9 protein-coding genes and 2 rRNA genes are annotated in these 16,228 nt (G+C 47.4%); 1 reads left to right on the top strand and 10 read right to left on the bottom strand.

Annotation, left to right across the window (positions count from 1 at the left end; genetic code table 11):
• Positions 1-190 precede the first annotated feature (190 nt).
• From J8N69_RS07200 to J8N69_RS07225, 6 genes are all read right to left on the bottom strand, one after another.
• Positions 191-3,089: ribosomal RNA gene (locus J8N69_RS07200) — 23S ribosomal RNA — on the bottom strand.
• Positions 3,090-3,444: 355 nt separating this feature from the next.
• Positions 3,445-4,982, bottom strand: a 16S ribosomal RNA gene (locus J8N69_RS07205).
• The 16S and 23S rRNA genes sit together here, the layout of an rRNA operon.
• A 475-nt stretch (positions 4,983-5,457) precedes the next feature.
• A complete protein-coding gene (locus J8N69_RS07210) occupies positions 5,458-6,255 on the bottom strand; it encodes an ABC transporter permease (RefSeq protein WP_168823977.1) in 798 nt (265 codons plus the stop codon).
• Entirely contained in the window at positions 6,252-7,139 is an 888-nt protein-coding gene (locus J8N69_RS07215; RefSeq protein WP_168823975.1) for an ABC transporter permease, read from the bottom strand. The genes J8N69_RS07210 and J8N69_RS07215 overlap by 4 nt, the downstream gene beginning before the upstream one ends.
• A complete protein-coding gene (locus J8N69_RS07220) occupies positions 7,132-8,214 on the bottom strand; it encodes an ABC transporter ATP-binding protein (protein WP_168823973.1) in 1,083 nt (360 codons plus the stop codon). The genes J8N69_RS07215 and J8N69_RS07220 overlap by 8 nt, the downstream gene beginning before the upstream one ends.
• Before the next feature lie 71 nt (positions 8,215-8,285).
• Positions 8,286-9,395 (bottom strand): extracellular solute-binding protein, encoded by a 1,110-nt coding sequence (locus tag J8N69_RS07225; protein ID WP_168823971.1) that lies wholly within the window; start codon positions 9,393-9,395, stop codon positions 8,286-8,288.
• A gap of 331 nt (positions 9,396-9,726) precedes the next feature.
• Here J8N69_RS07225 and J8N69_RS07230 point away from each other — a divergent pair, with 331 nt between their 5' ends.
• Positions 9,727-11,697: a methyl-accepting chemotaxis protein gene (locus J8N69_RS07230; RefSeq protein ID WP_227804006.1), complete on the top strand. Its 1,971-nt coding sequence runs from the start codon at positions 9,727-9,729 to the stop codon at positions 11,695-11,697.
• 111 nt (positions 11,698-11,808) lie between these two features.
• On the opposite strand, the gene serA is transcribed toward J8N69_RS07230, so the two are convergent.
• The 4 genes from serA to mtnN all read right to left on the bottom strand — a co-directional run bounded on the left by serA (position 11,809) and on the right by mtnN (position 16,220).
• On the bottom strand, positions 11,809-13,038 hold the full coding sequence (gene serA / locus J8N69_RS07235; protein ID WP_168823969.1) for a phosphoglycerate dehydrogenase: 1,230 nt from the start codon (positions 13,036-13,038) through the stop codon (positions 11,809-11,811).
• Positions 13,039-13,274: 236 nt separating this feature from the next.
• The gene (trmA, locus tag J8N69_RS07240; protein WP_168823967.1) at positions 13,275-14,375 is read right to left on the bottom strand and encodes a tRNA (uridine(54)-C5)-methyltransferase TrmA; all 1,101 of its coding nucleotides are present in this window, start codon (positions 14,373-14,375) and stop codon (positions 13,275-13,277) included.
• Positions 14,376-14,507: 132 nt separating this feature from the next.
• Entirely contained in the window at positions 14,508-15,521 is a 1,014-nt protein-coding gene (locus J8N69_RS07245) for a hypothetical protein (protein WP_168823965.1), read from the bottom strand.
• Positions 15,522-15,524: 3 nt separating this feature from the next.
• Positions 15,525-16,220 carry a 5'-methylthioadenosine/S-adenosylhomocysteine nucleosidase gene (gene mtnN / locus J8N69_RS07250; RefSeq protein WP_168823963.1) on the bottom strand — a complete coding sequence of 232 codons (696 nt, stop codon included), beginning with the start codon at positions 16,218-16,220 and terminating at the stop codon, positions 15,525-15,527.
• Positions 16,221-16,228 lie beyond the last annotated feature (8 nt).

The following is a 16,228-nucleotide window of genomic DNA, read 5'->3' on the forward strand; positions in this document are numbered from 1 at the left end:
GTTCTGGCTGGACTTTTCGTCTCACCAAAACACGCGAAGACGTGCTTGGATCTTTAACAATTCTGTTTTGAAATAACAATAATCAAGTATTAAACCGATGCTCATCATGACTGATGCGTTATCGTAATCTGTGTCTCTATGTGTTTACTGTTCGACTTTCGTCGAGTCAGCAAAACCACTTTGGTGTTATATGGTCAAGCCTCACGAGCAATTAGTATTGGTTAGCTCAATGCCTCACAGCACTTACACACCCAACCTATCAACGTCCTAGTCTCGAACGGCTCTTTAGGGAACTTAGGTTCCAGTGAGATCTTATCTTAAGGGAGGCTTCCCGCTTAGATGCTTTCAGCGGTTATCCCGTCCGAACATAGCTACCCGGCAATGCCACTGGCGTGACAACCGGAACACCAGAGGTTCGTCCACTCCGGTCCTCTCGTACTAGGAGCAGCTCCTCTCAAATCTCAAACGTCCACGGCAGATAGGGACCGAACTGTCTCACGACGTTCTAAACCCAGCTCGCGTACCACTTTAAATGGCGAACAGCCATACCCTTGGGACCGGCTTCAGCCCCAGGATGTGATGAGCCGACATCGAGGTGCCAAACACCGCCGTCGATGTGAACTCTTGGGCGGTATCAGCCTGTTATCCCCGGAGTACCTTTTATCCGTTGAGCGATGGCCCTTCCATACAGAACCACCGGATCACTAAGACCTACTTTCGTACCTGCTCGACGTGTCTGTCTCGCAGTTAAGCGTGCTTTTGCCTTTACACTCTATGCATGATTTCCGACCATGCTGAGCACACCTTCGTGCTCCTCCGTTACTCTTTGGGAGGAGACCGCCCCAGTCAAACTACCCACCACACAGTGTCCTCGATCCGGATAACGGACCTGAGTTAGAACCTCAAACATACCAGGGTGGTATTTCAAGAGTGGCTCCACGGTAACTGGCGTCACCGCTTCAAAGCCTCCCACCTATCCTACACAAGTAGGTTCAAAGTTCACTGTGAAGCTATAGTAAAGGTTCACGGGGTCTTTCCGTCTAGCCGCGGATACACAGCATCTTCACTGCGATTTCAATTTCACTGAGTCTCGGGTGGAGACAGTGTGGCCATCGTTACGCCATTCGTGCAGGTCGGAACTTACCCGACAAGGAATTTCGCTACCTTAGGACCGTTATAGTTACGGCCGCCGTTTACTTGGGCTTCGATCAAGAGCTTCGCTTGCGCTAACCCCATCAATTAACCTTCAAGCACCGGGCAGGCGTCACACCCTATACGTCCACTTTCGTGTTTGCAGAGTGCTGTGTTTTTAATAAACAGTCGCAGCCACCTGGTATCTTCGACCGACTGGTGCTTACGGGGCAAGCCCTTCACACTGGCCGGCGTACCTTCTCCCGAAGTTACGGTACCATTTTGCCTAGTTCCTTCACCCGAGTTCTCTCAAGCGCCTTGGTATTCTCTACCTGACCACCTGTGTCGGTTTGGGGTACGGTCAATGTATATCTGACGCTTAGAAGTTTTTCCTGGAAGCATGGCATCAACCACTTCGCCCAAAAGAGGGCTCGTCATCAGTTCTCGACATCCTCTCTTAAAGAGTGACCCGGATTTGCCTAAGTCACTTGCCTACCGCCTTAAACACAGACAACCATCGCTGTGCTGGCCTAGCCTTCTCCGTCTCTCCATCGCAATATACATCGGTACAGGAATATTAACCTGTTTTCCATCGACTACGCATTTCTGCCTCGCCTTAGGGGCCGACTCACCCTGCCCTGATTAACATGGGACAGGAAACCTTGGTCTTCCGGCGGGGGAGTTTTTCACTCCCCTTATCGTTACTCATGTCAACATTCGCACTTCTGATACCTCCAGCCTGCCTTACAGCTTGACCTTCAACGGCTTACAGAACGCTCCTCTACCATGCCTAGTAAACTAAGCATCCGTAGCTTCGGTGGCCAGTTTGAGCCCCGTTATATCTTCCGCGCAGGCCGACTCGACTAGTGAGCTATTACGCTTTCTTTAAAGGATGGCTGCTTCTAAGCCAACCTCCTAGCTGTCTAAGCCTTCCCACATCGTTTCCCACTTAACTGGCACTTGGGGACCTTAGCTGACGGTCTGGGTTGTTTCCCTTTCCACGACGGACGTTAGCACCCGCCGTGTGTCTCCCGTAATTGCACTCATTGGTATTCGGAGTTTGCATGGGGTTGGTAAGTCGGGATGACCCCCTAGCCCAAACAGTGCTCTACCCCCAATGGTGAGATACGAGGCGCTACCTAAATAGCTTTCGAGGAGAACCAGCTATCTCCGAGCTTGATTAGCCTTTCACTCCTATCCACAAGTCATCCCCAGCCTTTTCAACGGATGTGGGTTCGGTCCTCCAGTTGATGTTACTCAACCTTCAACCTGCTCATGGATAGATCGCCCGGTTTCGGGTCTATTCCCAGCAACTAAACGCCCTATTAAGACTCGGTTTCCCTACGGCTCCACTAATCGCTTAACCTTGCTACTGAAAATAAGTCGTTGACCCATTATACAAAAGGTACGCAGTCACGGAACAAGTCCGCTCCCACTGCTTGTACGTACACGGTTTCAGGATCTATTTCACTCCCCTCACAGGGGTTCTTTTCGCCTTTCCCTCACGGTACTGGTTCACTATCGGTCAGTCAGGAGTATTTAGCCTTGGAGGATGGTCCCCCCATATTCAGACAGGATAACACGTGTCCCGTCCTACTCGTTTTCATCATTAAGGTGTTTTCGTATACGGGGCTATCACCCTCTATCGCGGCACTTTCCAGAGCCTTCTACTAACACCAAAATCACTTAAGGGCTAATCCCCTTTCGCTCGCCGCTACTTAGGGAATCTCGGTTGATTTCTTTTCCTCCGGGTACTTAGATGTTTCAGTTCCCCGGGTTCGCCTCCTCACAGCTATGTATTCACTGTGGGATACTCTACAAGTAGAGTGGGTTTCCCCATTCGGACATGTTCGGATCACAGCCTGTTTATCGACTCCCCGAACCTTTTCGCAGATTACCACGTCCTTCATCGCCTCTGACTGCCAAGGCATCCACCGTGCACGCTTGGTCACTTGACCATATAACCCAAAGTAGTTTTTACGATTCAATAAAAAGCCATAAATGACTCAGCATAAAAAGTAGAAACAACCATCAGATCACATACCAAAGAGCTTTTGTACCTCTCTGGATTTACGATAATAGAAGTCACTAGGTTAAAGTGAACTTCCACCGGTTTAACACTTGATTTATCGTTATTTCAAAATTCGAATTGTTAAAGAGCAAGTTTAGTGCAAAGCACTAAGTCAGAGACTAAAAATCATCCAACACAATTAAATGTAAGATGTTTAGCGTCTTGCTTAATACTTTGTGCTAATGCTTTTAAGATAGGTATCAGATAATTTGTGTGAACGCTCACCAGAGCCTTCTATCGTTTAAGGAGGTGATCCAGCCCCAGGTTCCCCTAGGGCTACCTTGTTACGACTTCACCCCAGTCATTGACCACTCCGTGGTAAGCGTCCCCCTTGCGGTTAGACTACCTACTTCTGGAGCAATCAACTCCCATGGTGTGACGGGCGGTGTGTACAAGGCCCGGGAACGTATTCACCGTGACATTCTGATTCACGATTACTAGCGATTCCGACTTCATGGAGTCGAGTTGCAGACTCCAATCCGGACTACGACGTACTTTCTGGGATTCGCTCACTATCGCTAGCTCGCTGCCCTCTGTATACGCCATTGTAGCACGTGTGTAGCCCTACTCGTAAGGGCCATGATGACTTGACGTCGTCCCCACCTTCCTCCGGTTTGTCACCGGCAGTCTCCTTAAAGTTCCCACCCGAAGTGCTGGCAAATAAGGATAAGGGTTGCGCTCGTTACGGGACTTAACCCAACATTTCACAACACGAGCTGACGACAGCCATGCAGCACCTGTCTCACAGTTCCCGAAGGCACCATCTGATCTCTCAAATGTTCTGTGGATGTCAAGAGTAGGTAAGGTTCTTCGCGTTGCGTCGAATTAAACCACATGCTCCACCGCTTGTGCGGGCCCCCGTCAATTCATTTGAGTTTTAACCTTGCGGCCGTACTCCCCAGGCGGTCTACTTATTGCGTTAGCTGCGCCACTAAGTCATTACAACCCAACGGCTAGTAGACATCGTTTACGGCGTGGACTACCAGGGTATCTAATCCTGTTTGCTCCCCACGCTTTCGCACCTCAGTGTCAGTATTAGTCCAGGGTGTCGCCTTCGCCACTGATGTTCCTTCCTATATCTACGCATTTCACCGCTACACAGGAAATTCCACACCCCTCTACCATACTCTAGCTAGCCAGTATCGGGTGCCATTCCAAGGTTGAGCCCTGGGATTTCACATCCGACTTAACAAACCACCTACGCGCGCTTTACGCCCAGTAATTCCGATTAACGCTTGCACCCTCTGTATTACCGCGGCTGCTGGCACAGAGTTAGCCGGTGCTTCTTCTGGGGCTAACGTCAAAACATTTGGATATTAGCCAAACGCCCTTCCTCACCCCTGAAAGTGCTTTACAACCCTAAGGCCTTCTTCACACACGCGGCATGGCTGGATCAGGCTTGCGCCCATTGTCCAATATTCCCCACTGCTGCCTCCCGTAGGAGTCTGGGCCGTGTCTCAGTCCCAGTGTGACTGGCCATCCTCTCAGACCAGTTAAAGATCGTCGCCTTGGTAGGCCTTTACCCTACCAACTAGCTAATCTTACGCAGGCTCATCTAATAGCGGAAGGTCACAAGTGATCCCCTCCTTTCCCCCTCAGGGTGTATGCGGTATTAGCATGCGTTTCCACATGTTGTCCCCCTCTACTAGGCAGATTCCTACGCGTTACTCACCCGTCCGCCGCTCGTCAGCAGGAGCAAGCTCCCCTGTTACCGCTCGACTTGCATGTGTTAAGCCTGCCGCCAGCGTTCAATCTGAGCCATGATCAAACTCTTCAGTTAAAAAAGCTTGCTTACTCAAATCTATTACACTAACTATAACTTAATCGACTCACTGCTTCGAAAAACAACAAGCCAACATAAAGCGAATTACTGTATAAACACTCGTAAGACTTCAATTTTTTTGATCAACTACACGACACAAGTGTGCGATGATCTTCTGAAGCCTCCAGCGAGCGCCCACACAAATTATCTGATTATCTATTTTAAAGAGCGGGCTGACTTGAAGTCTTTACCAGATCGTATCTGGTAAAGTTGAACTTGGTCTTCGTTGCTCTGAAGCCTTGTCCGTGTCAGCGAGGGCGTATATTAAGGATCTACAGATTTTGTGCAACCCTTTTTTGAGGTTTTTTATCATTTTGTCATATTTATTTGTATCGACCTCATAAATTGATTAATCACTGATCAATAGACATGAAAAAGGCCATTATCTGCACAAATAATGGCCTTTCCATTTCAAATAAATTTCTCAATTTCGTTATGAACGCGTAGAAAGCTCTCGACGACGTTTCACTTCATAAACAATGGCCAATAAGATAGTAATGGAAATCATCACTAAGCCTAACGCGTTTACCGCTGGTGTCAGACCGGTTCTCACTTTAGAGGCGATATAGACAGTTAGCGTTGTGTCATAACCTTTCACGAACAAGGTGGTATTGTAGTTTTCAAATGATTGCAAAAAGGCTATTGCTGCAGCAGAGATGATCGCCGGCTTTAAGTAAGGCAAAAGAATGCGTCGAAAAGCTTGCCATTGTGTCGCCCCTAAACTCAACGCAGCATGCTCAAGCGTGCGATCAAATCGTTGTAACCGCGCCAACACCATCAGCATGACATAAGCGGTAATAAAAGTCGTTTGAGCAACGACGGTTAAAAACACCCCGCCACTTACCGACAAGCCTTTCCAAAAAATCAGTGTTGATATACCCACAATGACGCCGGGGGTTAAGAGCGGCGACATCATCAAGGTATAAATAAAGGTTTTGCCTTTGCCTTGCACCGTCGATAAAAACAACGCACAACAAATACCGATAGGTACAGCGACCACCAATACACCTGCCGCCACAACAACACTCGTCCATAATGCGGTCCACATTGCCCCATCTTGAGCAAGCGCTTCAAACCACTTAAGCGTTGCCCCCTTCCAAGGCGAAACCGTTGGGAAGCGACTGTCATTAAAAGTCGCCAAGCCCATGATAATAAGCGGCGTGAATAAATAGATAAAAAAGATACCAATATAAAAGCGTACCGCGAAGCGCATAATCGTTTCAGATCTCATTTTGCAATGTCCCCTAATCCGACTTTAAAGATACGCATTACCAAAGCAATGAAACCGATACAAATCACTAATAACAAGAAGGCATAGGCGGCCCCTTGGTTCCAATCGCCGCCTTCAAAGAACCAGTTATAAATAATCTGCGTAAACCAACGGCTACCGGGCGAGCCCAATAACGCTGGCACCGCATAACTGCCGGCGGCCAACATAAAGGTCATGATACAGCCCGTTGCAATGCCCGGTTTAGCATGAGGAATGACGACTCGCCAATGGGTACGAATCCAGCCCGCGCCCAAGTTACGAGCGGCTTTAATCTGGTTACTGTCCAAGCTTTCAATGGCGTTATAAATAGGAAAGATCATAAACAAGATATAGGCATAAACCATACCGATCAACACGCCGCCGTCGCCAGACAAAAATCGAATCGGACGCTCAATAAGCCCCAACCCCAAAAGCAAAGCGTTCAACGGCCCTTTATAAGCAAGGATAATGTACCAAGAAAACGTCCGTAGAATTTCATTGATCCAGAAAGGAATAATAAGCAACAGCAAGCACAACGCCGCTTTTTGTGGCGTGGCAACCTTGGCCAAATAAAAGGCAATCGGATAACTCACCAACAGCGTTAAGGAGGTAACCAACACACTCGACCAGATTGTTTTAAAGAAAATCGCCAAATGTATTTTGTTACTAAACAGCGTTTCGTAATTTGTCAGCGAATACACATCTTTTGCTCCCCCTATGTCCGCAGGCAATAAATTGGGGCGAAAAGAGTAATCCACCATTAAAAGCTGCGGAAGGATAACCAGAGCAATCAGCCAAATAGCAATCATACCCAAGATACCAACCGCCAACCCGCTGCCAAATCGCGCCTTGAGCTGACTAAACATGACCCCCTCCTGCAATCACAATCGCATCTTTTTCATGATAAGAAAGACTGACGGGAGCACCTTGCTTTAATGACTCGGAAAACTGATGAGTAGCCAGCTGAATAGACAACGCCAAATCCGCTGATGTATTGGCATTGAGTGTCAAATACGCACCTTCGAAATTTACTTCATCGATAGTGGCTTGTAAGGTGTGCATTCCCTCTTCGGCTTGCAAGCGGAAATGTTCGGGACGGATAAACAATGTCGCATCGTCGCCAACACTGACATTACCTTGCGAACGGCCCGCCAACTTACCCAGCGGCCCACAATCCAAAACCACAAGATCCGCATTTGCATCAATCACCTTGCCAAGCACGCCATTATTTTCGCCAACAAAAGAGGCAACAAAAGCCGTATGAGGATCACGGTATAAAGTAATGGGGTCAGCAACTTGTTGGATCCGCCCCGCCGACATCACCGCCACTCGATCAGACATGGTCAGCGCTTCGCCTTGATCGTGCGTAATGTAGATAAAAGTAATACCGGTTTTGCGCTGAATCGCTTTCAATTCGGTGCGCATATGTTGACGCAACTTCAAATCTAATGCGGACAAGGGCTCGTCTAACAACAGCACTTGCGGCTCGACCGCCAAGGCACGAGCAATGGCGATGCGTTGTTTTTGGCCGCCCGATAATTCTGCAACTCGCTTTGCCCCACTGTCTTCCAGCGCCACCAGCTCAAGCAGTCGATCAGACGCTTTTTTGCGCTCACTTTTCGAAACACCGCGCACCTCAAGCCCGAACTCAATATTTTCGGCGACTGTCATCAGAGGAAAAAGCGCGAGGTTTTGAAAAATCATCGAGGTTGGACGCTTATTGGCTGGCACGCCACGCATGCTTTGGCCACCAATCTTAATATCGCCTTGTGTTGGATCGATAAATCCACTAATCATGTTCAAAATCGTCGTTTTGCCACAGCCTGATGGGCCTAAAAAACTGAAAAACTCACCTGACTCTATTTTTAAATCGGTTTCCTGTATGGCGGTAAAATCCCCAAATTGCATAATGGTATTATCTAGATGAACACTGCTATCCATATTTTTCTCGCTGATTATTTTTTCTCGATACAAAAAAGCCCCTTGCAAACAATCACAAGGGGCTTTCGAGGTTAGGCAGACAAGTAACGGTCTTGATATTCGTTACGCAAGGCAACATACCAAGGTTCTTGAATTGGCCACCACCAAAGGTTAGCAAGATCTTGTTCACTGTAAGAGTCTTGGAAGAACTGCTTGGTTTCTGCTGGCAACAAGGCATCGGCGCCTTTCGCGGTGGAATTATAGCCTGTCGCTTTGACAAACATGGCACCCGCTTCTGGTGTGTAATACCAGTTAATGAACTCATAAACTGAATCCACGTTGTTGGCATTCTTAGGAATAACAAAACCTTCCATCCACGCCAATGCGCCTTCTTTTGGTGCGCCGTAGGCGATTGGCTCACCTTCCATTTGCAATTTAAACGCCGTGCTATCCCAGGTTTGACCAATGGTCGCGCCATTAGTACGGAAGGCACCCTGAGCCTCATTTTCAGTCGACCAGTATTGAGCGATAGACGATTTGTGTTCAGCCGCGACTTTTAGAATGACATCGAAGTTGGCGCGCATGGCGGTTTCATTTTTGTAAGAGTCAATCAATGGATAAGGCAATTTTCCAGCCTGCTCTAACCACAAACCTATCCCTACTAAAGCAGAATGACCACGCACGGTGACGCCCCCTGCATTCTCCGGCAACCAAAGGTCGCCATAGCTTAATTCTTTGCTAATTTTGGCGTCGTTTTTATGATAAGCAATGGCTTCGGTGCCCCAATCAGATGGCGCAAAGTAACGCTTGCCGTTAACAATGCCGCCAACATCTGAACCAGACAAAGCGCTTTCTAAGCAACCGCTCCAATTGACTCGTTTTACATCCAGTGGCTGCACCAAATCATAGTCCACATAACCCGGTACTCGGTCGACCGTTGGCATGATGATATCGAAGCCCGTGCCATCCGTCGCACGCAAAGAGTTCATCAACTCGTCGTTAGTGCCATAGGGCGTGAACGTCGCATTGATACCGGTTTTAGCTTTGAAATCGGCGAGCATTTCATCGGTAATATAACCAGCCCAAGCATAGATACGCAGCTCTTTATTGGCCGCAATGGCTCTATTAATCGAAAACGGGGTAGCGGCAACAGCGCCCGCGATAGAGGCACCTTTAACAAACTGACGACGAGAAAGGGTCATTCTTGAACTCCTTTGAGTTGATGGTTGTTTTTTTGCGATTTACTAGAAAGCGTTTTCACGCCTTTATTAAACACATGTTTAATATCAACAATTAATTTAATACAAAATAATGACGAAAAAGTGACCAGGGAAGTTTTTTTTCCATTTAGACAGGATTTGCATAATTCACGGCGTAAATCATCAACAATAAGTCGCTTTTAGACAGCAATAAGCTCTCAGCCAAAAAACAGCGAATTAATATCGTCAGCACCCTGCTCGTCATATTTTTGTCACATGTTCATATTAAGGTAGTCGCATTTATTATAATGTGCTGATGAAAGTAGGTTCTGGATTGAAAATTTCCCATGTCACTCGTACCACAACGGTTAGTTATCTTATTATTGCCGCGATGCTGATTGCTCTATTGTTATGGAGCTTAATGAAATTTCGTAGCGCCTTCGAACAAAGCAACACCTACAGTCTCGTCTGGGAATACTCAGCGGTCGAATTAAAGCAGAAAATTGAAGGCTATTTATCATCGGGCGACGCTTCAACATTGCAGCCCACCGAGGCATTCATTGCCACAAAAATACGCCCTGCACTGAGCACACTGCCAGACGACATCAAAAACCCAATCGATGAGCAGCTAATAGAAATCGAAAAAAGCCTCCGGTTTGATATAAGAGCCGCCGGCAAACTCTCTGGTGCTCCTTTTGCTCTGATCGAAAACAACGAACGCCAAATGCTTTTGTCTCTAGATGACTTTGCCGATAAAGTACAATCATTCCAATCACAAAATGACCTTCAAAGCGCCGCCCCCTACCTATCAAGTCAAGCCATTTTATACGCAGATCTTACGCATGTGAGTAGCGCGAGAAATGAGTTTTTAGCCAATAGCAGCCAAGAAAATCAAAGACGCCTACAGCAAGCCGTCAAACAATTTCAATCCCACATACAAGACTTTCACAACCTGCCGATACTGACCTTAAACGAAGCAGAAAGCGCAACCGACACGGATGATTTATCGGCCTTAATGGGCTGGGCGACAGAAGACAGCAACCAAACAGTAGACCCCCTAGAAGAAACAAAAAGCGAATTGCACTCATGGTCAAGCCGCTATCTAAAAGATGTCGACGTCAGCTTATTAAACATAAAACAGGCCCTGACTGCACAAAGCAAAATACGCGCACAAATAAAGCAGCTCGAGGCGACCTTAAAAACCGGCACTCAAAGCATCCAAGACAGCGCGCAAGCCACGCAACAGCAAACCTTGCTCGCTTTTTCTATCTTTGTTGTCTTAATGGTTTTAACCACTATTTTTGTGCATATCTTTCAAAATAACGTGGTCGTGAAAAGCGCAAAAGACTTATACGGTGCAGTCAAAGATCTTGTAGAACACCAAAACATTAACACACTAACAGTAGGCCGCCACAAAAACGAGTTGTCTGACGTCGCACATTATTTGAATCGCTATTTAGAGCAAATCGCCGTACAGCGCCAACAAAGGGACACCGAACTTGGCAATATATCGCTCTCACTCAACGAAATGCTAAACGCTTTTGGACAAGTACATGAATTGAGCATGGCGTCTAAACAAGAACTAGACAGCACTCTGGATATGTCGAACCAAGTCGAAACCCTTGCCAGCAAGGCCGAAGTACGTGCTAAAGAAGTCGCCAGCTATGCGGCGGACACCAATACCGCCATGTCACACAGCGTCGATCAAGCGGCATCGTTGGCGATAGCAAACCAAACGACCGTAGAGCGACTTAATAATAGCAACCAAGCTTTGATCAATTTAGAAACCTCTGTGTCCAACGCCTCTTCCATTGTTGGAGGCATCAAAGACATTTCAGAACAGACCAACCTACTGGCGCTAAATGCCGCGATTGAAGCCGCACGCGCAGGCGAACATGGTCGTGGTTTTGCCGTTGTCGCATCAGAAGTGCGTACGCTATCCAGCCGAACCCAGCAATCTTTAGGGGAAATCACCGAAATATTTTCGTCACTGACCTCTGCCACAGGCCAATTGAAAAAGAACTTAGAGTTGATTGAAAGCGCGTCAACGGAACAAATAAGCTTGACCCAAGCACTTGGACAATCGGCCCAAAACATTTTAGAAAAATCGGAGCAATCAACCCGTCTAGCGAACAAAGCAACAGGCTACGCCGCAGAGCAAAAGCTCGGTATGAACAAGCTCAATACCGCCGTTGTTAAAGTAAGAGAACAGGCAAATGAATCTGAACAGTTTATGGCGAACGTCACGGACAATATCAAACAAAAAATCCAAGACATCACCACAACGCTTGGCATCAACCACTAAAACAGCCTCAGCTAGTCTCGTCCGGCAAAAACGAGCGACATAAAAAAATCCAGCATGGCGCTGGATTTTTTTATGTCATCGACTTGTTCAGTCAACCTTAGCAAGAAACGCCTAGAACAAAACTCGGGCTTTTACCGTTCCGTCTACTTCTTTAACCTTTTCAAGCGCCAGCTCACCAGCCGATGCATCAACATCCATTACCATGTAGCCAAGCTTCTCCGTGGTACGAAGATACTGACCCGTAATGTTAATATTGTTTTCAGAAAAGATAGCGTTAATTTTAGACAACACACCAGGGCGGTTTTCATGAATGTGGAGAATACGATGATTATCAGACTGCGATGGCAAGGCCACTTCAGGAAAGTTAACCGCAGCAATGGTCGTACCCACATCGGAGTATTTAATCAGCTTCTCAGCCACTTCAACCCCAATATTCTCTTGCGCTTCCATGGTGCTACCGCCGATATGAGGCGTCAGAATCACATTGTCCAAACCGCGTAAGGGAGAAACGAACTCTTCATCGTTGCCTTTAGGTTCAACCGGAAAAACGTCGACCGCTGCCCCCCCTAAATTACCCGCTTTAATCGCCTCAGCCACGGCGTCTAGATCCGCAACCGTCCCGCGAGAAGCGTTCATGAAGATAGACCCTTTCTTCATCTGTGACACTTCTTTTGCGCCAATCATCATCTTAGTGGAGTTCGTTTCTGGCACATGTAAGCTGATAATATCGCTGGTAGACAGCAATTCTTTTAGGCTCTTGATTTGACGCGCATTACCCAAAGGTAATTTAGTCACGATATCGTAGAAGCACACTTCCATGCCCAGCGACTCTGCCAAAACGCTCAATTGAGTACCAATACTGCCGTAACCAATAATGCCCAAGCGCTTGCCGCGTGTTTCGAAAGAACCCGCCGCAGACTTGATCCAACCGCCACGATGACAAGCGGCGTTCTTCGCAGGAATACCACGAAGCAAGAGAATTAACTGACCAAGAACCAGCTCGGCAACACTGCGAGTATTGGAATAAGGCGCATTGAATACCACAATGCCTTTCTCACTTGCCGCATCAAGATCGACTTGGTTCGTACCAATACAGAAACACCCAATGGCAACCAATTTATTCGCGTGCTCTAGCACATTGGCGGTTAACTGAGTGCGAGATCGAATACCAATAAAATGCGCTTCCGAAATTTTTTCGATCAGCTCCTCTTCCGCCAAGGCGGTTTTGTGGTATTCAATATTGGTATAACCTGCGTCATGCAATGCATCCAGTGCAGATTGATGAACGCCTTCTAATAACAAGATTTTGATTTTGTCTTTGTCTAGAGAGTTGTTACTCATGGCTCGTTCGACTTCTCTTTGGTGGTGGGGGGAAATTTACGTCAATATGTTACCACAGAACATTCTCTGTCGTATTCAAGCGACAAGAATGTCTTTCATTATGATAAGAGCAAAACTCATACACGCCTTAACGCAAAGCGATCGTGCTAACAGGATAGCAAGATGCCTGCGCTATCTAGACTCAGCATCCGAGACTCAGCGTCCAATCAAGTGAGGCGTTACCGCCCCAACGCTCTCTACTGTTTCCTACGCTCCAAGTAAACACCCGTTTCCACATGATGGGTATAAGGAAATTGATCAAACATGGCATATCGAACCACTTCATGGGTACTTGATAAAGCCTCTAAATTTGCTTTTAGCGTGTCAGGGTTACAGGAAATATACAGAATGGCCTCTATTTTACGAATCAGCTCGACGGTTGCCTCGTCTAGACCTGCGCGAGGCGGGTCAACCAACACAACAGACGGAGAAAGCTCACTCACACCCGCTTGAACAAGTGTTTTGGGCAATTCTGCGTCACCATTCAAGGCCGCCGACACATCTTCACTGGCCATTTTGACCACTTGAACATTGTGCATACCATTTATCGCACTATTCAACTGGGCGGAATTAACCGACACTTTTGAAATTTCCGTCGCCACAACACGTTCAAAATGACGCGCCAAAGGAATAGAGAAGTTGCCGTTACCGCAATACATTTCCAATAAATCGCCTGAAGCCGTTTTAGTCACATCCAGCGCCCATTCGAGCATCTTTTCATTAATACCGGCATTCGGTTGCGTAAAGCTGTTTTCAACTTGCTGGTAATGAAACTTTTGCCCATTCACGGTTAATGTCTCCATGACAAAATCCCGCGTCAGAATTTGCTTTTTCTTACGACTGCGACCAATAAAATGACAAGCAGGAAAGGCTTCATTTAACTGCTGAGCCGCCGCATTCCATTCAGCATCAATCGGCTTATGGTAAAGCAGACTAATCAGGGCCTCACCCGTCGTTGTCGTAAGGAAATCAACCTGAAAAAGCTTATAGCGTAAGACAGGGACATCGCGAACCGCATCAAGCAACGCCGGCATCAGCTCATTAATAAGGCTCGATGCCGCCAGAAATTGGTCGGTACGAATCGGAGTTCTAGGATCAGCAGAATCAAACATCGCATAATATAAATCATCGCCGTCATGCCAAATACGAAACTCGGCCCGCATCCGATAATGAGACGGCTGACTCGCAAATACTTCCATCTCAGGCAATGACAAAGTCGCCATCAATTTGGCTAATTCAGCTTGCTTGTCTTGCAGCTGCTTTTGATACATTTCTGGTTGGATTTGATCCGGTCTCATGACTCATTCTCTTGGAAGCGTTCGATACTGATAGAGCGCGGGATTATACGAGTTCTGTGCCTACAAATCTAATCGGGAGCCGACAAATAAATCTCATCGCGTGCACACCCAGTCTAAAAATAAGGCCCACGGCTAATTCAAATACTCTGGCCCAAGATAAATCGCCAGTGACAAGGTTAATGAAAACACGCCATCAAAATCGTCGTCTGCCTCATGTGTAAATTGAGGTCTCAGCTGACCAACCAGCCAATCCTTGTACAGTAAGCGCTCATATTGGAGATTATACAAAAAACTGTCTGACTCAATCCTATGCGCACCCGACTGAAGAAAGCTTACTTGATACCCAAGGCGGCTTTTTTCGTCCAATACCTGCTCGATAAAAAAGTTCTCACGAAGGTAAAACAGCCCTTCTTTATCGAGCCAGGTCACACCAGCGTCGGCCCCATAACTCAGTGTTGGACTCACCCTATGAGCAAAGCCAAGACCATAACGCGCCCCGATACCTTTCGAGTAGTAAGCAAACGCCTCTTGTTTTTGCCACCACTCCCACGCCCCGGTCACTCTTTCTTGTTTGAGGCGAAAACGTAAAAAAGGGTCGAGAGGAAAATCCACCCGTATACCAGCGTCCACATCCAGGCCAATATCTTGTTTCATATAACGCACAGCAGCTGATACACTCGATTTCAGCGCCGAGTTCACCACACTGTCTTGCTGCGACGATTCCCCGCGCAAGCTCTCCGGTGCGAGAGAGTCAGGTTCAGACTCCACCACTAAGCGCAAACGGTCCTGCGTATTCGGCAGCTTTAATCGAGTGCTAAAATCAAAAAAGCCCGTGTTGTTGTCTTCACCCAACACCGAGCCAAAGCGAATTTGCACATGACTATCCGAGTCTTGATGGCTTTGGTTGCCAGATAAAAACGAATCGATATTCGTCGACCAATGACCAATGGTCTCAGAAACCGATTCATGTGAATCCAGCCACCACGCTGGCTGAATATCCTCGACGCGCTCGTTATCTTGAACTTGAAGCACTTCTTCTTGAACTTGAAGCGCTTCGCCATCGACGTCATTCTCAACCGAGAAAGCAGGCAAAGACCAGCAAGCAACAACACAGATTGCCGTAACAGAAGGCTTGCGCACCGGCATTATTTAGTGGCCTTTTAGCATTTGCTGAATCATCAACGACGAATTTTCAGCGGCGACTTTAAGATACTCTTCAAAGCTTTGTGGTGACTCTTTGCCCGCAATATCAGACAAAGAACGCACGACCACAAAAGGCGTTGCAAATTTAAAACACACCTGAGCCACCGCCGCCGCCTCCATTTCCACCGCCACCAAGCTAGGAAAGACAGCACGCACCGCCTCGACTCTCACCGGATCGTTCATGAAGCTGTCACCGGTTCCGATCAAGCCTACTTTTGCCTGCACTTGAGTCACTGTTTGTAAGGCATTCTTCGCCTGCGTGACCAATTCAACATCCGCCGCATAGGTAGCAGGCATATTTGGCACTTGCCCCATGGCATAACCAAAAGCCGTCACATCCACATCATGATGAACCACCTGATCCGATATCACCACATCACCAACTTGTAACTCAGGGTCAAAGCCCCCCGCGGAGCCGATATTAATGACATATTCTGGCTGAAACTGAGATAACAACAAGGTCGTCGACACCGCCGCATTGACTTTCCCGATACCCGACTTGAGTAAAACGACGTCTTTGCCTTCAAAATGCCCGACAAAAAAATCACAACCCGCAATCGTCTGCTCACGGACATCTGTCATCCACGCTTTGATCACCGCCACTTCTTCGTCCATGGCACCAATTAATCCAATCACACTCATTCATCACT

The sequence above is a fragment of the Marinomonas profundi genome (assembly GCF_020694005.1).
GTDB classification, from domain to species: domain Bacteria; phylum Pseudomonadota; class Gammaproteobacteria; order Pseudomonadales; family Marinomonadaceae; genus Marinomonas; species Marinomonas profundi.